Source organism: Penaeicola halotolerans (assembly GCF_016464625.1).
GTDB classification, from domain to species: domain Bacteria; phylum Bacteroidota; class Bacteroidia; order Cytophagales; family Cyclobacteriaceae; genus Penaeicola; species Penaeicola halotolerans.
Window position 1 is genome coordinate 117,288 of sequence record NZ_JAEAGO010000004.1, and the last position, 15,851, is coordinate 133,138.

Consider the following 15,851-nt stretch of genomic DNA (forward strand, 5'->3'; position numbering starts at 1 on the left):
ACATAGTAAACATCCCTATGCAAATCCATAAATCCCTTACAAAGCTAAGTATCCTAGTGGTCATATTACTGATGAGTTGTGTGGCTAAGTCACCGACTCCAGCTGTAGTGTCTAAGGCTCAGACTGAGTCGAATGTCAGCCCTTCAAAAGAGCAATCTAAAGTGGAGGTCAAGCCATATAAAGCTTCTAAAGAGCGATTTTTTGATTTATTGCATACAAAGATTGAGTTAGGCTTTGATTGGGAAAAAGAACAAGCATTAGGAAAGGCACAGCTTACACTGGTGCCGTATTTTTATCCCCAGAATACACTGACGCTAGACATGAAGGGTTTTGAGATCCATGATTTGGGAGTTTATCGTGGAGAGGCTTACTATCCGCTAGAGTATGTTTATGACGGCTATCAAGCTCAAATAACTTTGGATAAAGTGTATCAGCGTACTGACACGCTAAAAATACAAGTGTCTTACACAGCCAGTCCGGGAATTGATAAAAATACTGGTGAGAAAACTGCTATTGATGATAAAGGACTTTACTTTATCAATCCTCGAGGTGAGGTAACAGATTTCCCTCGGCAAATTTGGACACAAGGTGAACCCGAGGCTAATTCTTGGTGGTTTCCTACGATAGATGCTCCCAATGAGCGCAGTACTCAGGAGCTCTTACTGACAGTTCCTGATACTATGGTCTCTGTCTCAAATGGGAAACTAATCCATCAAAAGAAAACAAACAATGGTTTTAGGGTAGACCACTGGAGGATGGATCAGCCTCACGCGCCTTACCTTTTTGCTTTTGCTATTGGAGACTTTGCTGTTGTGAGAGATAGCTGGGGCGGAATTCCACTAGCTTATTATACTGATCAGAAATACGCGGAGACTGTAGGAGAGGTATTCAAGCGGACACCTGAGATGATGACGTATTTTTCTGAATTGCTTGGAGTCAAATTCCCTTGGCCTAAATATGATCAAGTCGTAGTGAGAGAGTTTGTTTCTGGCGCTATGGAAAATACGACCGTTTCTATATTCTATGATGAATTAAACATGCGAGCTGGTCAACTGAATGATTATCACTGGGACGAGATCATCGCGCATGAGCTTTTTCATCAGTGGTTTGGTGACTTGGTCACTACTGAGTCATGGGCGAATCTCCCTCTGAATGAAGCTTTTGCTAATTATTCAGAGTACTTATGGCTGTCGCATTACTATGGAGAAGCGACTGCTATGACTCATCACATCTCTGAGATGCAGGCATACTTTACCGAGGCTGAAGATAAGAAAGTAGATTTGATTCGCTTTGATCATGAGCTACCAGATGACATGTTTGATAGTCACTCCTATGCAAAAGGTGGTCGTGTCTTGCATATGTTGAGAAACGAGGTGGGAGATGAAGCTTTTTTTGCTTCTTTAGAGCACTATCTCAAGAGCCATTCATACAAGAGTGTAGAGATTCATGATTTGCGCTTAGCCTTTGAGCAAATTACTGGAAGAGATTTGAATTGGTTTTTCAATCAGTGGTTTTTAGCAGCCGGGCATCCTGAATTGAAGATTTCATATGAGTACCGATCTGATAGTGTTTTGGTGAAAATTTCTCAAAATCAAGATTTGACTAAATATCCACTTTACAGATTACCCTCAGAGCTGAGTATATATATGGGTGCTGAAGTAATTAAAAAGCCAATCCTCATTACCAAACAGCAAGAGACATTTAGTATACCTGTTTCGAGAAAACCTTCTTTAGTGATTTGGGATGAGGATTTTACTATACTAGCCGCTCGTGAGGAGCAAAAAAATGAAGTTGATTTTATCAATCAATACAAGCAATCAAAAGCTGTAATCAGACAGATCGAAGCCTTGGACTCACTTCAAAATTACCCTTACCAAGAGTCGATAAAGTCCATAGTGATAGATGCGCTGAATAGCGCGGACAAGGAATTAAGAGTATCAGCGCTTAATTATCTACTCAGTACGGATGTAGAAACAGCATCGCTTTTTGAGTCTAAAATACTAGAGATTGCAGAGAAAGATAGTGACAATATGACTCGGTCTACAGCGATCTATCTGCTTGAAGAGATTGACGCGATTGCTTATGCTACTTTTTTTAAAGCTTTGATCAATGACCCTTCAGAATTGGTTTCCGCTACAGCCTTAGCATCATATTTATCTTCTGATCCAGCGGATGCGGCAGTCTACGTAGCTCGATATGAAAATAGTGAGCAAACAGACGCACTCATCGCTATCGCAGAATATTATATAAATGCTACAGCTGATGTTTCTGATTGGTACCAATCCACTATCGATCGCGTGGGTTCTGCCAATGCCTATTATTTAGTTAATTTATACGGAGAGTACTTATCTGCTCAGTCTAAAGCCATTCAGGAGAAGGCAGCTGTTTTCTTAAAAGAGCTGGCACTTAACGGGGCCAACTCATACGTGAGGTTCATGGCTACCCAATCAATCTATGGATTATTTTCTGTAGAAAACAGGGATCAACTTTTAATGGAGATTTATCAGAAAGAGTCAGATTTAGGCTTAAAGTCCTTCTACAAGTCGATGGGTATAGATAGTTTGGAAGATTAAGCGATTGAAAGCTAAAAGCTTACTATCACGGCATTAAAAAATGTCAAGTTTTTTTGGGAAAAAGTTTGAACAATCGTGAAAAGCGTATAATTTTGCCACTCGTTAGAACAATGACTGAGTTAGAGATTGTTCTGATGGCTTACTAAAATCAGTTGGGGGGATACCAAAGCGGCCAACTGGGACGGACTGTAAATCCGTTGACTTATGTCTTCACAGGTTCGAATCCTGTTCCCCCCACACTAAAAGTTTAAACTAATGCGGGAGTAGCTCAGTTGGTAGAGCGACAGCCTTCCAAGCTGTAGGTCGCGGGTTCGAGCCTCGTCTCCCGCTCCATTAGTTTAAGCTTTTTTATAGTTTAAGCCGATGTAGCTCAGGGGTAGAGTACTTCCTTGGTAAGGAAGGGGTCACGGGTTCAATTCCCGTCATTGGCTCTTTAAAATTTACCTTGGATACTAGTAGATCTTCAATCGAATGACTGAAGAGGTAAATAGGAGTAGAGACTCCTGACAATATTGGATTAATTTAATCTATCATACATTTATCATTAACTAAAAAGAGGATTTTCAAGCATGGCAAAAGCAACCTTTGACCGTTCGAAACCGCACGTAAATATCGGTACTATTGGTCACGTAGACCATGGTAAGACTACTTTGACTGCCGCTATCACTACAGTATTGGCAAACAAGGGTCTTTCTGAGTTGAGAGATTTCTCATCTATCGATAACGCTCCGGAAGAAAAAGAAAGAGGTATTACTATTAATACTTCACACGTAGAGTACGCTACAGCAAATCGTCACTATGCACACGTTGACTGTCCAGGTCACGCTGACTATGTAAAGAACATGGTTACAGGTGCTGCGCAGATGGACGGTGCTATCCTAGTAGTAGCTGCTACTGACGGACCTATGCCACAGACAAGAGAGCACATTCTTTTGGCTCGTCAGGTAGGTGTACCTCAGCTAGTAGTATTCTTAAACAAAGTAGACATGGTGGATGATCCAGAACTACTTGAGCTTGTTGAGATGGAAGTTAGAGAACTTCTTTCATTCTATGAGTTTGACGGTGACAACATCCCTGTGATCCAAGGATCTGCTCTTGGTGCACTTAATGGTGAGCCAAAGTGGGTTGAGACTGTAGAAGCTTTGATGGAAGCAGTTGATACTTGGATTCCACTTCCAGAAAGACTTGTTGACAAAGATTTCTTGATGCCTGTAGAAGACGTATTCTCTATCACTGGTAGAGGTACAGTAGCTACTGGTAGAATCGAAAGAGGTGTCATCAACTCTGGTGATCCAGTAGATATCATCGGTATGGGTGCTGAAGGTCTTAAGTCAACTGTAACAGGTGTTGAGATGTTCCGTAAAATCCTAGACAGAGGTGAAGCTGGTGATAACGTAGGTCTACTATTGAGAGGTATCGAGAAGTCTGATATCAAGAGAGGTATGATCATCTGTAAGCCAGGTTCTGTGAAGCCACACCAGAAGTTCAAAGCTGAGGTTTACGTACTTTCTAAAGAAGAAGGTGGACGTCACACTCCATTCTTCAACAAGTACAGACCACAGTTCTACCTAAGAACAACTGACGTAACTGGTGAGATCATGCTTCCTGAAAACGTTGAAATGGTTATGCCAGGTGACAACGTGACTATCGAAGTTAACTTGATCAACAAAGTAGCTCTTGAGAAAGGTCTAAGATTCGCTATCCGTGAGGGTGGTAGAACAGTAGGTGCCGGTCAGGTAACTGAAATTCTTGACTAATCAAGACTCCATTTAATATTTAACATAATGCGTTTCTGATATTTTCGGAAACGCATTTGTTTCATATAGTATTTATCATTAGCTTTGCACTCCGTTTTGGAGTTTGCAAATGACTTACGGGTGTAGTTCAAGGGTAGAATACCGGTCTCCAAAACCGTTGATGGGAGTTCGAATCTCTCCACCCGTGCGAAAATTATAAAACCATGAACATAAAGCAGTTTGTAGTAGATTCCATCGATGAGATGAGAAACAAGGTGACTTGGACACCTTTTAGAGAATTGCAAGGAAGTGCAACTCTAGTACTAGTGGCATCCTTGATCTTTGCTTTGTTGATCTTTGTGATTGACTTAGGCTTTGAGAATATGCTGACATGGTTTTATAATGCATTTTAACTAGAATTTGAATCACTGATGGCTGAACATAAATGGTACGTGCTTAGGGTGGTAGCCGGGCAAGAGAAAAAAGCAAAAACTTATCTTGATAATGAGATAACTCGAGCTAATCTGTCAGACTTTATCCCTGAAGTATTGATCCCATCTGAGAAAGTGTATGAGATGCGCAATGGCAAAAAGCGTGTGAGAGAGAGAAATTTCTTTCCAGGCTATGTCTTAGTGTCTGCTGATCTTTCAAATGGTGAAGCTAATCACGTGATTACAAGTATACCCGGTGTGATCGGATTTCTCGGTTCAAACAACGGGGGGGCTTCCAAAACCCCCGAGCCATTACGCCAATCAGAAGTTAACAGAATCTTAGGACGAGTTGAGGAGATTGATGAGTTTGACGATAAACTCGAGACGCCATTTATAGTTGGAGAGACCGTTAAGGTAATGGACGGTCCCTTTAGTGGCTTTACTGGGACAATTGAAGAGGTGTTTGAAGATAAGAAGAAACTTAATGTTATGGTTAAGATCTTCGGTCGTAACACACCTGTCGAATTAAATTTCATGCAAGTAGAAAAAACTGAATAACAATGGCTAAGGAAATTAGTGGTTATCTGAAATTACAGGTAAAAGGTGGCCAGGCAAACCCTTCACCTCCAGTCGGTCCGGCTTTAGGTTCTAAGGGTCTGAACATCATGGAGTTCTGCAAGCAGTTTAATGCTAGAACTCAAGAGAAAAATGGTCAGATACTTCCTGTTCTAATCACCATTTATTCTGACAAGTCTTTTGACTTCGTAGTAAAAACTCCTCCAGCACCAATCATGCTGATGGATGCTGCCAAGTTGAAGGGTGGTTCTGCGGAGCCAAACAGAAAGAAAGTTGGTTCGGTTACTTGGGATCAGGTAAAAGAGATCGCAGAAGTTAAAATGCCTGACTTGAATGCCTTCAAAATCGAGTCTGCTATGAAAATGGTAGCTGGAACGGCTAGAAGTATGGGTATAACTGTAACTGGTAAAGCTCCTTGGGAGAATTAATTAGAAAAGAGATGGCGAAACTGACTAAAAAAATGAAAGAAGCGCTTTCGAAGTATGATGCTACGCAGCAGTACTCTCTAGAAGCGGCTTCTAAGCTAGTTAAGGAAATCACTAATGCTAAATTTGATGCTTCCGTAGATATTGACATCCGTTTGGGTGTAGATCCACGTAAAGCTGATCAAATGGTCAGAGGTGTTGTAGCGCTTCCTCATGGAACAGGTAAAGATGTAAGAGTACTTGTACTTTGCACTCCTGACAAAGAGCAAGAGGCTAAGGATGCTGGTGCTGACCACGTAGGATTAGATGACTATATAACTAAGATAGAGGGTGGATGGACAGACATTGATGTCATCATTACTATGCCAAACGTGATGGCGAAAGTCGGTCGTTTAGGTAAAGTATTGGGTCCAAGAGGCTTGATGCCTAACCCTAAATCAGGTACTGTAACGCTAGATGTAGCTAAGGCAGTGAAAGATGTGAAAGCAGGTAAAATTGATTTCAAAGTAGATAAATTTGGTATCATTCATACTAGTGTAGGTAAGGCATCTTTCTCTCCAGAGAAGATTCTTGATAACGCTAACGAGGTGATTCAAACAATCTCTAAGTTGAAGCCAGCATCTGCGAAAGGTACTTACTTTAAGAGCATTACCCTATCGAGCACAATGTCTCCAGGGATTGCAATTGACAAAACCAGTATTCAAGGTATTTAATCATGACTAGAGAAGAGAAAAAAGTAATAATAGACAGTCTTACCGAGAAGCTTAAAGTAACACCTTATTTCTACATTACTGATGCTTCTGGTTTTTCAGTTGCTCAGGTAAATGCCTTCAGACAAGTTTGCTATGACAAAGGTGTCGAGTATAAAGTGTACAAAAATACGCTTATCAAAAAGGCATTAGAAAATCTAGAAACGGATTACACTGCATTTGCAGATGAGGCGCTTAAAGGTTTCTCAGGTATCATGTTTTCACAGGAAGTAGCAAATCTTCCAGCAAAAGTTTTAAAGGATTTTAGAAAAGCAAACGGTAAATTAAACAAGCCAACGCTTAAAGGTGCTTCAATTGATTCAGCTTTATTCATTGGTGACAATAATTTGGATATGCTATCTACGCTTAAGTCTCGTGAAGAGCTTATCGGAGATATCATCGGATTGCTACAGTCTCCAGCTAAAAATGTGGTATCTGCTCTTCAGAGTGGTCAGCATATCTTGGCAGGAGTTGTTAAAACCCTTTCAGAAAAATAATCAATCAGTTAAAAAAATCAATCAATTAAAATTTCTAATAAAATGGCAGATCTTAAAGCATTCGCTGAGCAGTTAGTAAATCTTTCAGTAAAAGATGTAAATGAACTAGCTGCAATTTTGAAAGAAGAGTACGGTATTGAGCCTGCAGCTGCTGCTGCTGCTCCAGCAGCTGTAGCCGGTGGTGGTGACGTTGCTGCTGCTGAAGAGAAAACTTCTTTCGATGTTATCCTTAAAGCTGCAGGTGGTCAGAAACTTGCTGTCGTGAAACTTGTTAAAGAACTTACAGGCCTAGGCTTGAAAGAAGCTAAAGACGTAGTTGACGGAGCTCCTAAAGCAGTAAAAGAAGGAGTAGGTAAAGACGAAGCTGAAGCACTTAAGAAGCAGCTTGAAGAAGCAGGTGCTGAAGTAGAATTGAAATAAATCTAGTAGGCCATTTGCCATATTTTAGCAAATGGTTTACTGATATTAGACCTGGCAATTGAGTCAGGTCTTTTCCTGTTTGTACATGTCTTAATTATTGTACAATTCAAAGCGAATATATTCGCATTTTGATAAAAAATTATCTTCAATCTAAATATACACGGCCTTGGCTATCCAAAATCAAACAGGCAGAATTAATTTCTCGTCAATCAAGGTAGTTAAAGATTATCCGGATTTCCTTGATATCCAACTCCAGTCATTTCAGGATTTTTTCCAATTGGAAACTCCTGCGGAGAAAAGAACCCAAGATGGTTTGTTCAAGGTTTTTTCTGAAAACTTCCCGATTTCAGATTCCAGAGAAAACTTCGAATTATCATTTATAGACTACACTGTAGATCCTCCTAAATACTCAGTAGAAGAGTGTATTGATAGAGGACTTACTTATGCAGTGCCGCTCAAGGCAAAGCTTAGACTAGTCTGCAATGATAGTGATAACGAAGACTTCGAAACTATTGAGCAAGAGGTATTTTTAGGTAATATCCCTTACATGACCGAAAAAGGCTCATTTGTAATCAATGGTGCTGAAAGAGTCATCGTTTCTCAATTACATAGATCTCCAGGTGTATTTTTCGCGCAAAGCAAGCATACAAATGGGACGAAGCTATATTCAGCTAGGATTATCCCTTTCAAAGGTTCTTGGATTGAGTTTGCTACAGACATCAACAATGTCATGTATGCCTACATCGATCGTAAGAAGAAGTTTCCGGTAACTACACTCCTAAGAGCTATAGGATATGGTAGTGATAAGGATATCTTAGATCTATTTGGTCTATCAGAAGAGGTAGATGCTACAAAATCGAAATTAAAAAATGTAGTCGGTAGAAAGCTAGCTGCTAGAGTCCTTAAGACTTGGGTGGAAGATTTCGTGGATGAGGATACTGGAGAAGTAATCTCTATACCTAGAAATGAAATCTTGCTAGAAAGAGATTCTATTTTGACTGCCGAAGATATAGAATTGATATTGGAATCAGGCTCTAAGTCTATCATCTTGCATAGAGAAGATGTCAACATAGCTGATTACTCTATCATATATAATACGCTTCAAAAAGATAATTCAAACTCTGAAAAAGAAGCGGTAGAACAAATCTACAGACAACTAAGAAATACAGAAGCTCCAGATGAGTCTACAGCTCGTGAAGTTATTCACGGATTGTTCTTCTCTGATAAGCGTTATGATCTTGGTGAAGTAGGTAGATATCGTATCAACAAAAAGCTAGGCCTTGATATTGATGCCCTCAAAATCGTCTTGACGACTGAGGATATCATCTCTATCGTGAAGTACCTCATTGGTTTGATCAACTCTAAAGCGGTAGTCGATGATATCGATCACTTGAGCAATAGACGTGTAAGAACAGTAGGTGAGCAGCTTTACAGCCAGTTTGGTGTAGGTCTTGCAAGAATGGCTCGTACTATCAGAGAGCGTATGAATGTCAGAGATAATGAGGACTTCAAGCCAGTTGATTTGATTAACGCTAGAACGCTTTCTTCTGTCATCAACTCATTCTTCGGTACTAACCAGCTTTCTCAGTTTATGGATCAAACAAATCCATTAGCTGAATTGACGCACAAAAGAAGACTTTCTGCCCTAGGACCAGGTGGACTTTCAAGAGAAAGAGCTGGTTTCGAGGTTAGAGACGTTCACTATACGCACTATGGTCGTCTTTGTACGATCGAAACTCCAGAGGGACCAAACATTGGTTTGATCTCATCTCTTTGCGTTCACGCTAAGGTCAACTCTATGGGATTCCTTGAGACACCTTACAGAAAAGTGAATGATAGCAAAGTAGGAATGTCTGAAAAGGACATCGTTTACTTAACTGCAGAAGAGGAAGATGGACACAACATCGCTCAGGCTAATGCTCCTTTGGATGAAAAAGGTAAGTTTGTCAACGATAGAGTAAAGGCAAGATTTGAAGGAGACTTCCCTGTGTTGGAGCCTACTCAAATCACCTTCATGGATATTGCTCCTAACCAGATCGTATCGGTAGCAGCTTCATTGATTCCATTCTTGGAGCATGATGATGCTAACAGAGCCTTGATGGGATCAAACATGCAAAGACAAGCTGTTCCGTTGCTAAAGGCTGAAGCTCCTATCGTAGGAACTGGTCTTGAGGCTAGAGCAGCGCTTGATTCTAGAGCATTGATCATTGCTGAAGCTGATGGAGTCATCGATTATGTAGATGCACGTCAGATCAGAGTGAAGTATGATTTGACTGATGATGAGCTATTGGTAAGCTTTAGCGATCAGTTCAAAACTTACGACTTGATTAAGTTCAGAAGGACAAACCAAGATACTTGTATCAACTTAAAGCCTATTGTACTTAAAGGTCAGAAAATCAAAAAAGGCCAAGTACTATGTGAAGGTTACTCTACTAATAATGGAGAACTAGCACTAGGTAAAAACCTAAGAGTAGCCTACATGCCATGGCAGGGGTATAACTTTGAGGATGCAATTGTTATATCTGAAAGAGTTGTTAGAGACGATGTCTTTACTTCTATCCACATTGAAGAGTTCCAGCTAGAAGTTAGGGACACTAAGAGAGGAGAGGAGGAATTGACTTCTGAAATTCCTAACGTATCTGAAGAGGCTGTGAAGCACTTGGATGAAAATGGTATCATCAGAGTAGGTGCTGAAGTAAAAGAAGGAGATATCCTCATCGGTAAGATCACACCAAAAGGTGAGACTGATCCTACTCCGGAAGAGAAACTTCTAAGAGCGATCTTCGGTGATAAGGCAGGTGATGTGAAAGACGCTTCTCTAAAAGCTTCCCCATCTCTCAGAGGTGTAGTCATCGGCACTAAATTGTTCTCTAGACCTAAAAAGGATAAGGATCTTAGAGCTAAGTCTAAGAAAGAAGTGGAAGTACTTAAGGCTAAATATGGTAAAGACCTATTAGCAGTAAGAGCTCAAATGATTAAGAAAATGGTAACACTACTTGAGGGTAAAGTTTCTCAAGGAGTCAAGCACAAGTTTGGTGATGAAATCATCAGCAAAGGCGTGAAGTTTACCGCTAAAAATATAGAAGAGAATCTCTTCCCTCCAAAGAACGTCTACAGAGATGAAAGTACTTATAATGTACCTGAAGAAGCTAACTTAATAGCTGATATCATCTTAGACAATTGGACGGATGATGAGCGCATCAATGATATCATTGTGAAACTTGTCAAAAGCTATATCAGAACACGTAATGAAGTGTCTGGTAAGTTTAAGAGAGAGAGATTCACACTTGAAGTTGGTGACGAATTACCAGCAGGTATCGTACAACTTGCTAAAGTTTATGTGGCTAAAAAGCGTAAACTAAAAGTAGGGGATAAGATGGCTGGTCGTCACGGTAACAAAGGTGTGGTAGCAAGAATCGTTCGTGAGGAAGACATGCCATTCTTAGAAAATGGCACTCCAATGGACATCGTGCTTAACCCACTAGGTGTACCTTCTCGTATGAACATCGGTCAAATCTTCGAAACAGTACTTGCATGGGCAGGTAAGGAACTCAATAGAAAGTATGCTACACCAATCTTTGATGGAGCTACTCTTGATGAAGTTTCCGCTGAGCTTACTGAAGCAGGTCTTCCAGAATTTGGTAGAACATACCTATATGATGGACTTTCAGGAGATAAGTTTGACCAACCAGTAACAGTAGGTATCGCTTACATGTTGAAACTTGGTCACCTTGTCGATGATAAGATGCACGCGAGATCTATCGGTCCATACTCACTCATTACACAGCAGCCACTTGGTGGTAAAGCTCAGTTTGGTGGTCAGAGATTTGGAGAGATGGAAGTTTGGGCACTTGAGGCATTTGGTGCTTCTCACGTGTTGCAAGAGATCCTAACGGTAAAATCTGATGACGTAGTCGGTAGAGCTAAGGCTTATGAGGCGATCGTCAAAGGTGAAAACCTTCCTAAACCAAATATTCCTGAGTCATTCAATGTATTGGTTCATGAACTTAGAGGTTTGGCATTAGAGATCACTTTAGACTAAAAAATATAATGGGGCTTCGGCCCCTATCCATACTTTATCAATAAAACTATGGCATTCAGAAAAAATAAAAAATTAAATATTGACTTCTCTAAAGTCACTATAAGTCTAGCTTCTCCAGAGTCTATTCTAGAGAGTTCTCATGGCGAGGTCACTCAGCCTGAGACAATCAACTACAGGACTTATAAGCCAGAAATGGGAGGTCTTTTCTGCGAGAGAATTTTCGGGCCTGTGAAGGACTGGGAATGTCATTGTGGTAAATACAAAAGAATCAGATACAAAGGCATCATCTGCGATAGATGTGGTGTTGAAGTAACTGAGAAGAAAGTTAGAAGAGAGAGAATGGGTCACATTGAGCTAGTAGTTCCTGTGGCGCATATCTGGTATTTCAAATCTTTACCGAATAAAATAGGTTACCTACTAGGTCTTCCTACTAAGAAGCTTGATCAGATCGTTTACTATGAGCGATATGCTGTCGTACAGCCAGGTATCAAAGCTGAAGAAGGTGTTCAGTATTTAGACTTCTTGACTGAAGATGAATACTTAGACATCATGGATAAGCTTCCTAGAGAAAATCAAATGTTAGAAGACTCTGACCCTAATAAGTTTATCGCTAAAATGGGTGCTGAGGCTATCGAAATGCTACTTGCTAGACTTGAGCTTGACGAATTGTCTTATAGCTTGAGACACCAAGCTGCAACAGATACTTCACAGCAGAGAAAAGCTGAAGCATTGAAGCGTCTGAAAGTAGTGGAAGCATTTAGAGATGCTAGAACTAGAATCGAAAACCGCCCTGAGTGGATGGTGATTCGTATGGTTCCAGTGATTCCGCCAGAGTTGAGACCACTTGTGCCTCTTGATGGTGGTAGATTCGCTACTTCAGATTTGAACGATCTTTATAGAAGAGTGATCATCAGAAACAACCGTTTGAAGAGATTGATCGACATCAAGGCGCCAGAGGTGATTTTGAGAAACGAGAAAAGAATGCTTCAAGAAGCAGTTGACTCGCTATTTGATAACTCTAGAAAAGTCAATGCAGTAAGATCTGATGGAAACAGAGCATTGAAGTCGCTTTCCGATATGCTTAAAGGTAAGCAAGGACGTTTCCGTCAAAACTTACTTGGTAAGCGTGTGGACTATTCAGGTCGTTCAGTGATTGTTGTAGGACCAGAACTGAAACTTCACGAGTGTGGTCTACCTAAGGACATGGCTGCAGAGCTTTTCAAACCATTTGTGATCAGAAAATTGATCGAAAGAGGTATCGTAAAGACTGTAAAGTCTGCTAAGAAAATAGTAGATCGTAAAGACCCTGTCGTATGGGATATCCTCGAGAATGTATTGAAAGGACATCCTGTATTACTCAACAGAGCTCCTACGCTTCACAGACTTGGTATACAGGCCTTCCAGCCTAAGTTGATCGAAGGTAAAGCTATCCAATTACACCCATTAGTATGTACAGCATTCAACGCTGACTTTGACGGTGATCAGATGGCGGTACACGTTCCACTTGGACATGAGGCTATTTTGGAAGCTTCGACTTTGATGTTGGCTTCACACAATATCCTAAACCCTGCAAACGGAGCACCTATCACGGTACCTTCACAAGACATGGTTTTGGGTCTTTATTACGTAACTAAAGGAAGAAGATCTACTCCTGAGCATCCAGTTCAAGGAGAAGGAATGACATTCTACGGAGCTGAAGAGGTCATAATTGCTTTGAATGAAAAGCAAATCTCTAAGCATGCTTATATCAATGTAAAGACTATCGTCCGTGAAAATGGAGAATTGGTAGAGAAAGTCATTGAGACAGTAGCGGGTAGAGTGATCTTCAACCAGTTTGTACCTACTCAAGTAGGATACGTCAACGAACTTTTGACTAAAAAGAAACTTCAGCAAATCATCGCTGAGGTAGTAAAAATCTGTGGAATCGCTAGAACAGCACAGTTCCTAGATGATATCAAAGACTTAGGTTTCCAGATGGCTTACAAAGGTGGTCTATCAATGGGACTTGGTGATGTACTCGTGCCAGACAATAAAGAAGGCATGGTAGACAAAGCTAAAGAGGAAGTAGATGCTGTATGGAACAACTACCTCATGGGTCTGATCACAGATAATGAAAGATATAACCAAGTAATTGATATCTGGACAAGAACTAACTCGGCTTTGACTAACAACCTCATGAGGTTGATGGAAGAAGATAACCAAGGGTTCAACTCGATCTACATGATGATGCACTCTGGAGCCAGAGGTTCTAGAGAGCAAATTCGTCAGCTCGGGGGTATGAGAGGATTGATGGCCAAGCCACAGAAAAACCTTCAAGGTTCAGTGGGTGAAATCATCGAAAACCCAATCTTGTCTAACTTCAAAGAAGGTCTAGATGTATTGGAGTACTTCATCTCTACTCACGGTGCGCGTAAAGGTCTTGCGGATACTGCCTTGAAAACAGCCGATGCAGGTTACTTGACTAGAAGACTTGTAGACGTTTCTCAAGACGTGATCATCACAGAAGTGGATTGCGGTACTTTGAGAGGTCTAGAAGTATCAGCGCTGAAAGATAATGATGAGATCGTAGAGCCACTATCTGAAAGAATAGTAGGAAGGGTATCAGTTCATGATATTTACCACCCAATCACAGATGAGTTGATCATTTCAGCGGGTGAAGAGTTCACAGAAGATATCTCTAAGATCATTGATGAATCTCCAATAGAAGATGTTGAGATCAGATCAGTATTGACTTGCGAATCTAGAAGAGGTGTTTGTGCAAAATGCTACGGAAGAAACTTGACGACAGGCCTTATGGTACAGTCTGGTGAAGCTGTCGGTGTGATCGCAGCACAGTCTATCGGTGAGCCAGGTACTCAGCTTACTTTGAGAACATTCCACGTGGGAGGTACAGCTTCTAACATCGCTGTTGAAGCAAGTATCAAGTCTAAGTTTGATGGTAAAGTACAGTTTGAAGATCTAAGATGGATCAAGACAACCAATAACGAAGGAGAGGAAGTCAATGTCGTGATGGGTAGATCTGGTGAAGTCAAAGTAGTAGATGAAAAATCTGGAAAAACGCTCATCAGCAACCACGTACCTTATGGTGCATTCCTTAAGGTAAAAGAGGGTGCTAAAGTAGCTAAAGGTGATGATCTATGTACTTGGGATCCATACAATGCGGTTATCCTTTCTGAGTTTGATGGTAAAGTAGAGTTTGATGCGATCGAAGAAGGCATTACTTATAAAGAGGAAGCTGATGATCAAACAGGATACAGAGAGAAAGTAATCATCGATACTAAGGATAAGACTAAAAACCCTGCTGTAGTAGTAAACTATGGTGATGAATCTAAAGGATATAACATTCCAGTAGGTGCTCACCTTGCAGTAGATAAAGGCGATAAGGTAAAAGCAGGACAAGTACTTGCTAAAATCCCTAGAGCCGTAGGTAAGTCAAGAGATATTACAGGTGGTCTTCCAAGAGTTACTGAATTGTTTGAGGCGAGAAATCCTTCAAACCCAGCAGTTGTTTCTGAGATTGATGGTGTAGTAACTTATGGAGCAATTAAAAGAGGAAATAGAGAAATCTTTATCGAGTCTAAAGATGGCGTGAAGAAGAAGTACATGGTGCCTCTATCTAAGCACATCTTAGTTCAAGATAACGACTTCGTGAAAGCTGGTTATCCATTATCAGATGGAGCGATCACGCCTTCTGATATCCTTTCTATAAAAGGACCAACAGCTGTACAGGAGTATGTTGTGAATGAAATTCAGGAAGTTTACCGTTTACAAGGTGTGAAGATCAATGATAAGCACATCGAAGTGATCGTGAAACAAATGATGCAAAAAGTGGAAATCTTGGATGCAGGTGATACTAGCTTCCTTCAGGGACAAACTGTTGACAAGTTTGTATTCAGAGAGGAAAACGATGATGTCCTTGACAAAAAGATTGTGACAGATGCAGGTGATTCTAGCACATTGAAGCCAGGAATGATCATCAGTGCGAGAAGATTGAGAGATGAAAACTCAAGCTTGAAGCGTAAAGATCTCAAACTGGTAGAAGTGAGAGATGCTGAGCCAGCTGTATCGAGACCTACCCTACAGGGTATCACGCAGTCATCATTAGGTACTGAAAGCTTTATATCTGCGGCATCCTTCCAAGAGACTACTAAAGTACTCAGCGAAGCAGCTATCAGAGGTAAAGCAGACAATCTACTCGGCTTAAAGGAAAACGTGATCGTTGGTCACTTGATCCCAGCCGGTACAGGTCAGCGTATTTACAATAACTACATCGTAGGCTCTAAAGAAGAGTACGAGAAGTTAGAAAATGCAAAAGAGCAACGTACGTCTGCTTCTAAAGAAAAGGAGACAGCTCAGTAAAAAATAAGCGGCCTGGAAACAGGCCGCTTTTATCATAAAATGA

General features: G+C 40.7%; 10 protein-coding genes and 4 tRNA genes. All 14 read left to right on the plus strand.

Annotated features, from left to right (window positions below; all coding sequences use genetic code 11):
* Positions 1–17 precede the first annotated feature (17 nt).
* The 14 genes from I5349_RS11285 (at position 18) to rpoC (ending at position 15,808) form a co-directional block, all read left to right on the plus strand.
* Complete coding sequence (locus I5349_RS11285) at positions 18–2,573, plus strand: M1 family aminopeptidase (RefSeq protein ID WP_226390876.1); 2,556 nt, start codon at positions 18–20, stop codon at positions 2,571–2,573.
* Between the two features lie 154 nt (positions 2,574–2,727).
* Positions 2,728–2,810, plus strand: a tRNA-Tyr gene (locus tag I5349_RS11290).
* Between the two features lie 20 nt (positions 2,811–2,830).
* Positions 2,831–2,906, plus strand: a tRNA-Gly gene (locus I5349_RS11295).
* A gap of 26 nt (positions 2,907–2,932) precedes the next feature.
* Positions 2,933–3,004: transfer RNA gene (locus I5349_RS11300), tRNA-Thr, on the plus strand.
* A gap of 138 nt (positions 3,005–3,142) precedes the next feature.
* On the plus strand, positions 3,143–4,330 hold the full coding sequence (tuf, locus tag I5349_RS11305) for an elongation factor Tu (RefSeq protein WP_226390877.1): 1,188 nt from the start codon (positions 3,143–3,145) through the stop codon (positions 4,328–4,330).
* Positions 4,331–4,446: 116 nt separating this feature from the next.
* Positions 4,447–4,517 (plus strand) — tRNA-Trp (locus I5349_RS11310).
* A 16-nt stretch (positions 4,518–4,533) separates the two neighbouring features.
* Positions 4,534–4,722 carry a preprotein translocase subunit SecE gene (gene secE / locus I5349_RS11315; RefSeq protein WP_226390878.1) on the plus strand — a complete coding sequence of 63 codons (189 nt, stop codon included), beginning with the start codon at positions 4,534–4,536 and terminating at the stop codon, positions 4,720–4,722.
* Between the two features lie 18 nt (positions 4,723–4,740).
* The gene (gene nusG / locus I5349_RS11320; protein ID WP_226390879.1) at positions 4,741–5,298 is read left to right on the plus strand and encodes a transcription termination/antitermination protein NusG; all 558 of its coding nucleotides are present in this window, start codon (positions 4,741–4,743) and stop codon (positions 5,296–5,298) included.
* 2 nt (positions 5,299–5,300) lie between these two features.
* The gene (gene rplK / locus I5349_RS11325; protein ID WP_226390880.1) at positions 5,301–5,744 is read left to right on the plus strand and encodes a 50S ribosomal protein L11; all 444 of its coding nucleotides are present in this window, start codon (positions 5,301–5,303) and stop codon (positions 5,742–5,744) included.
* Positions 5,745–5,755: 11 nt separating this feature from the next.
* Complete coding sequence (rplA, locus tag I5349_RS11330; protein WP_226390881.1) at positions 5,756–6,454, plus strand: 50S ribosomal protein L1; 699 nt, start codon at positions 5,756–5,758, stop codon at positions 6,452–6,454.
* Positions 6,455–6,456: 2 nt separating this feature from the next.
* Positions 6,457–6,987, plus strand: a complete 531-nt coding sequence (gene rplJ / locus I5349_RS11335) for a 50S ribosomal protein L10 (protein WP_226390882.1) — start codon at positions 6,457–6,459, stop codon at positions 6,985–6,987.
* Positions 6,988–7,029: 42 nt separating this feature from the next.
* Positions 7,030–7,407, plus strand: a complete 378-nt coding sequence (gene rplL, locus I5349_RS11340; protein ID WP_226390883.1) for a 50S ribosomal protein L7/L12 — start codon at positions 7,030–7,032, stop codon at positions 7,405–7,407.
* 166 nt (positions 7,408–7,573) lie between these two features.
* Positions 7,574–11,449, plus strand: coding sequence for a DNA-directed RNA polymerase subunit beta (gene rpoB, locus I5349_RS11345; protein WP_226390884.1), 3,876 nt, complete (start codon positions 7,574–7,576; stop codon positions 11,447–11,449).
* Positions 11,450–11,497: 48 nt separating this feature from the next.
* The gene (rpoC, locus tag I5349_RS11350; protein WP_226390885.1) at positions 11,498–15,808 is read left to right on the plus strand and encodes a DNA-directed RNA polymerase subunit beta'; all 4,311 of its coding nucleotides are present in this window, start codon (positions 11,498–11,500) and stop codon (positions 15,806–15,808) included.
* The last annotated feature ends 43 nt before the right edge of the window (positions 15,809–15,851 follow it).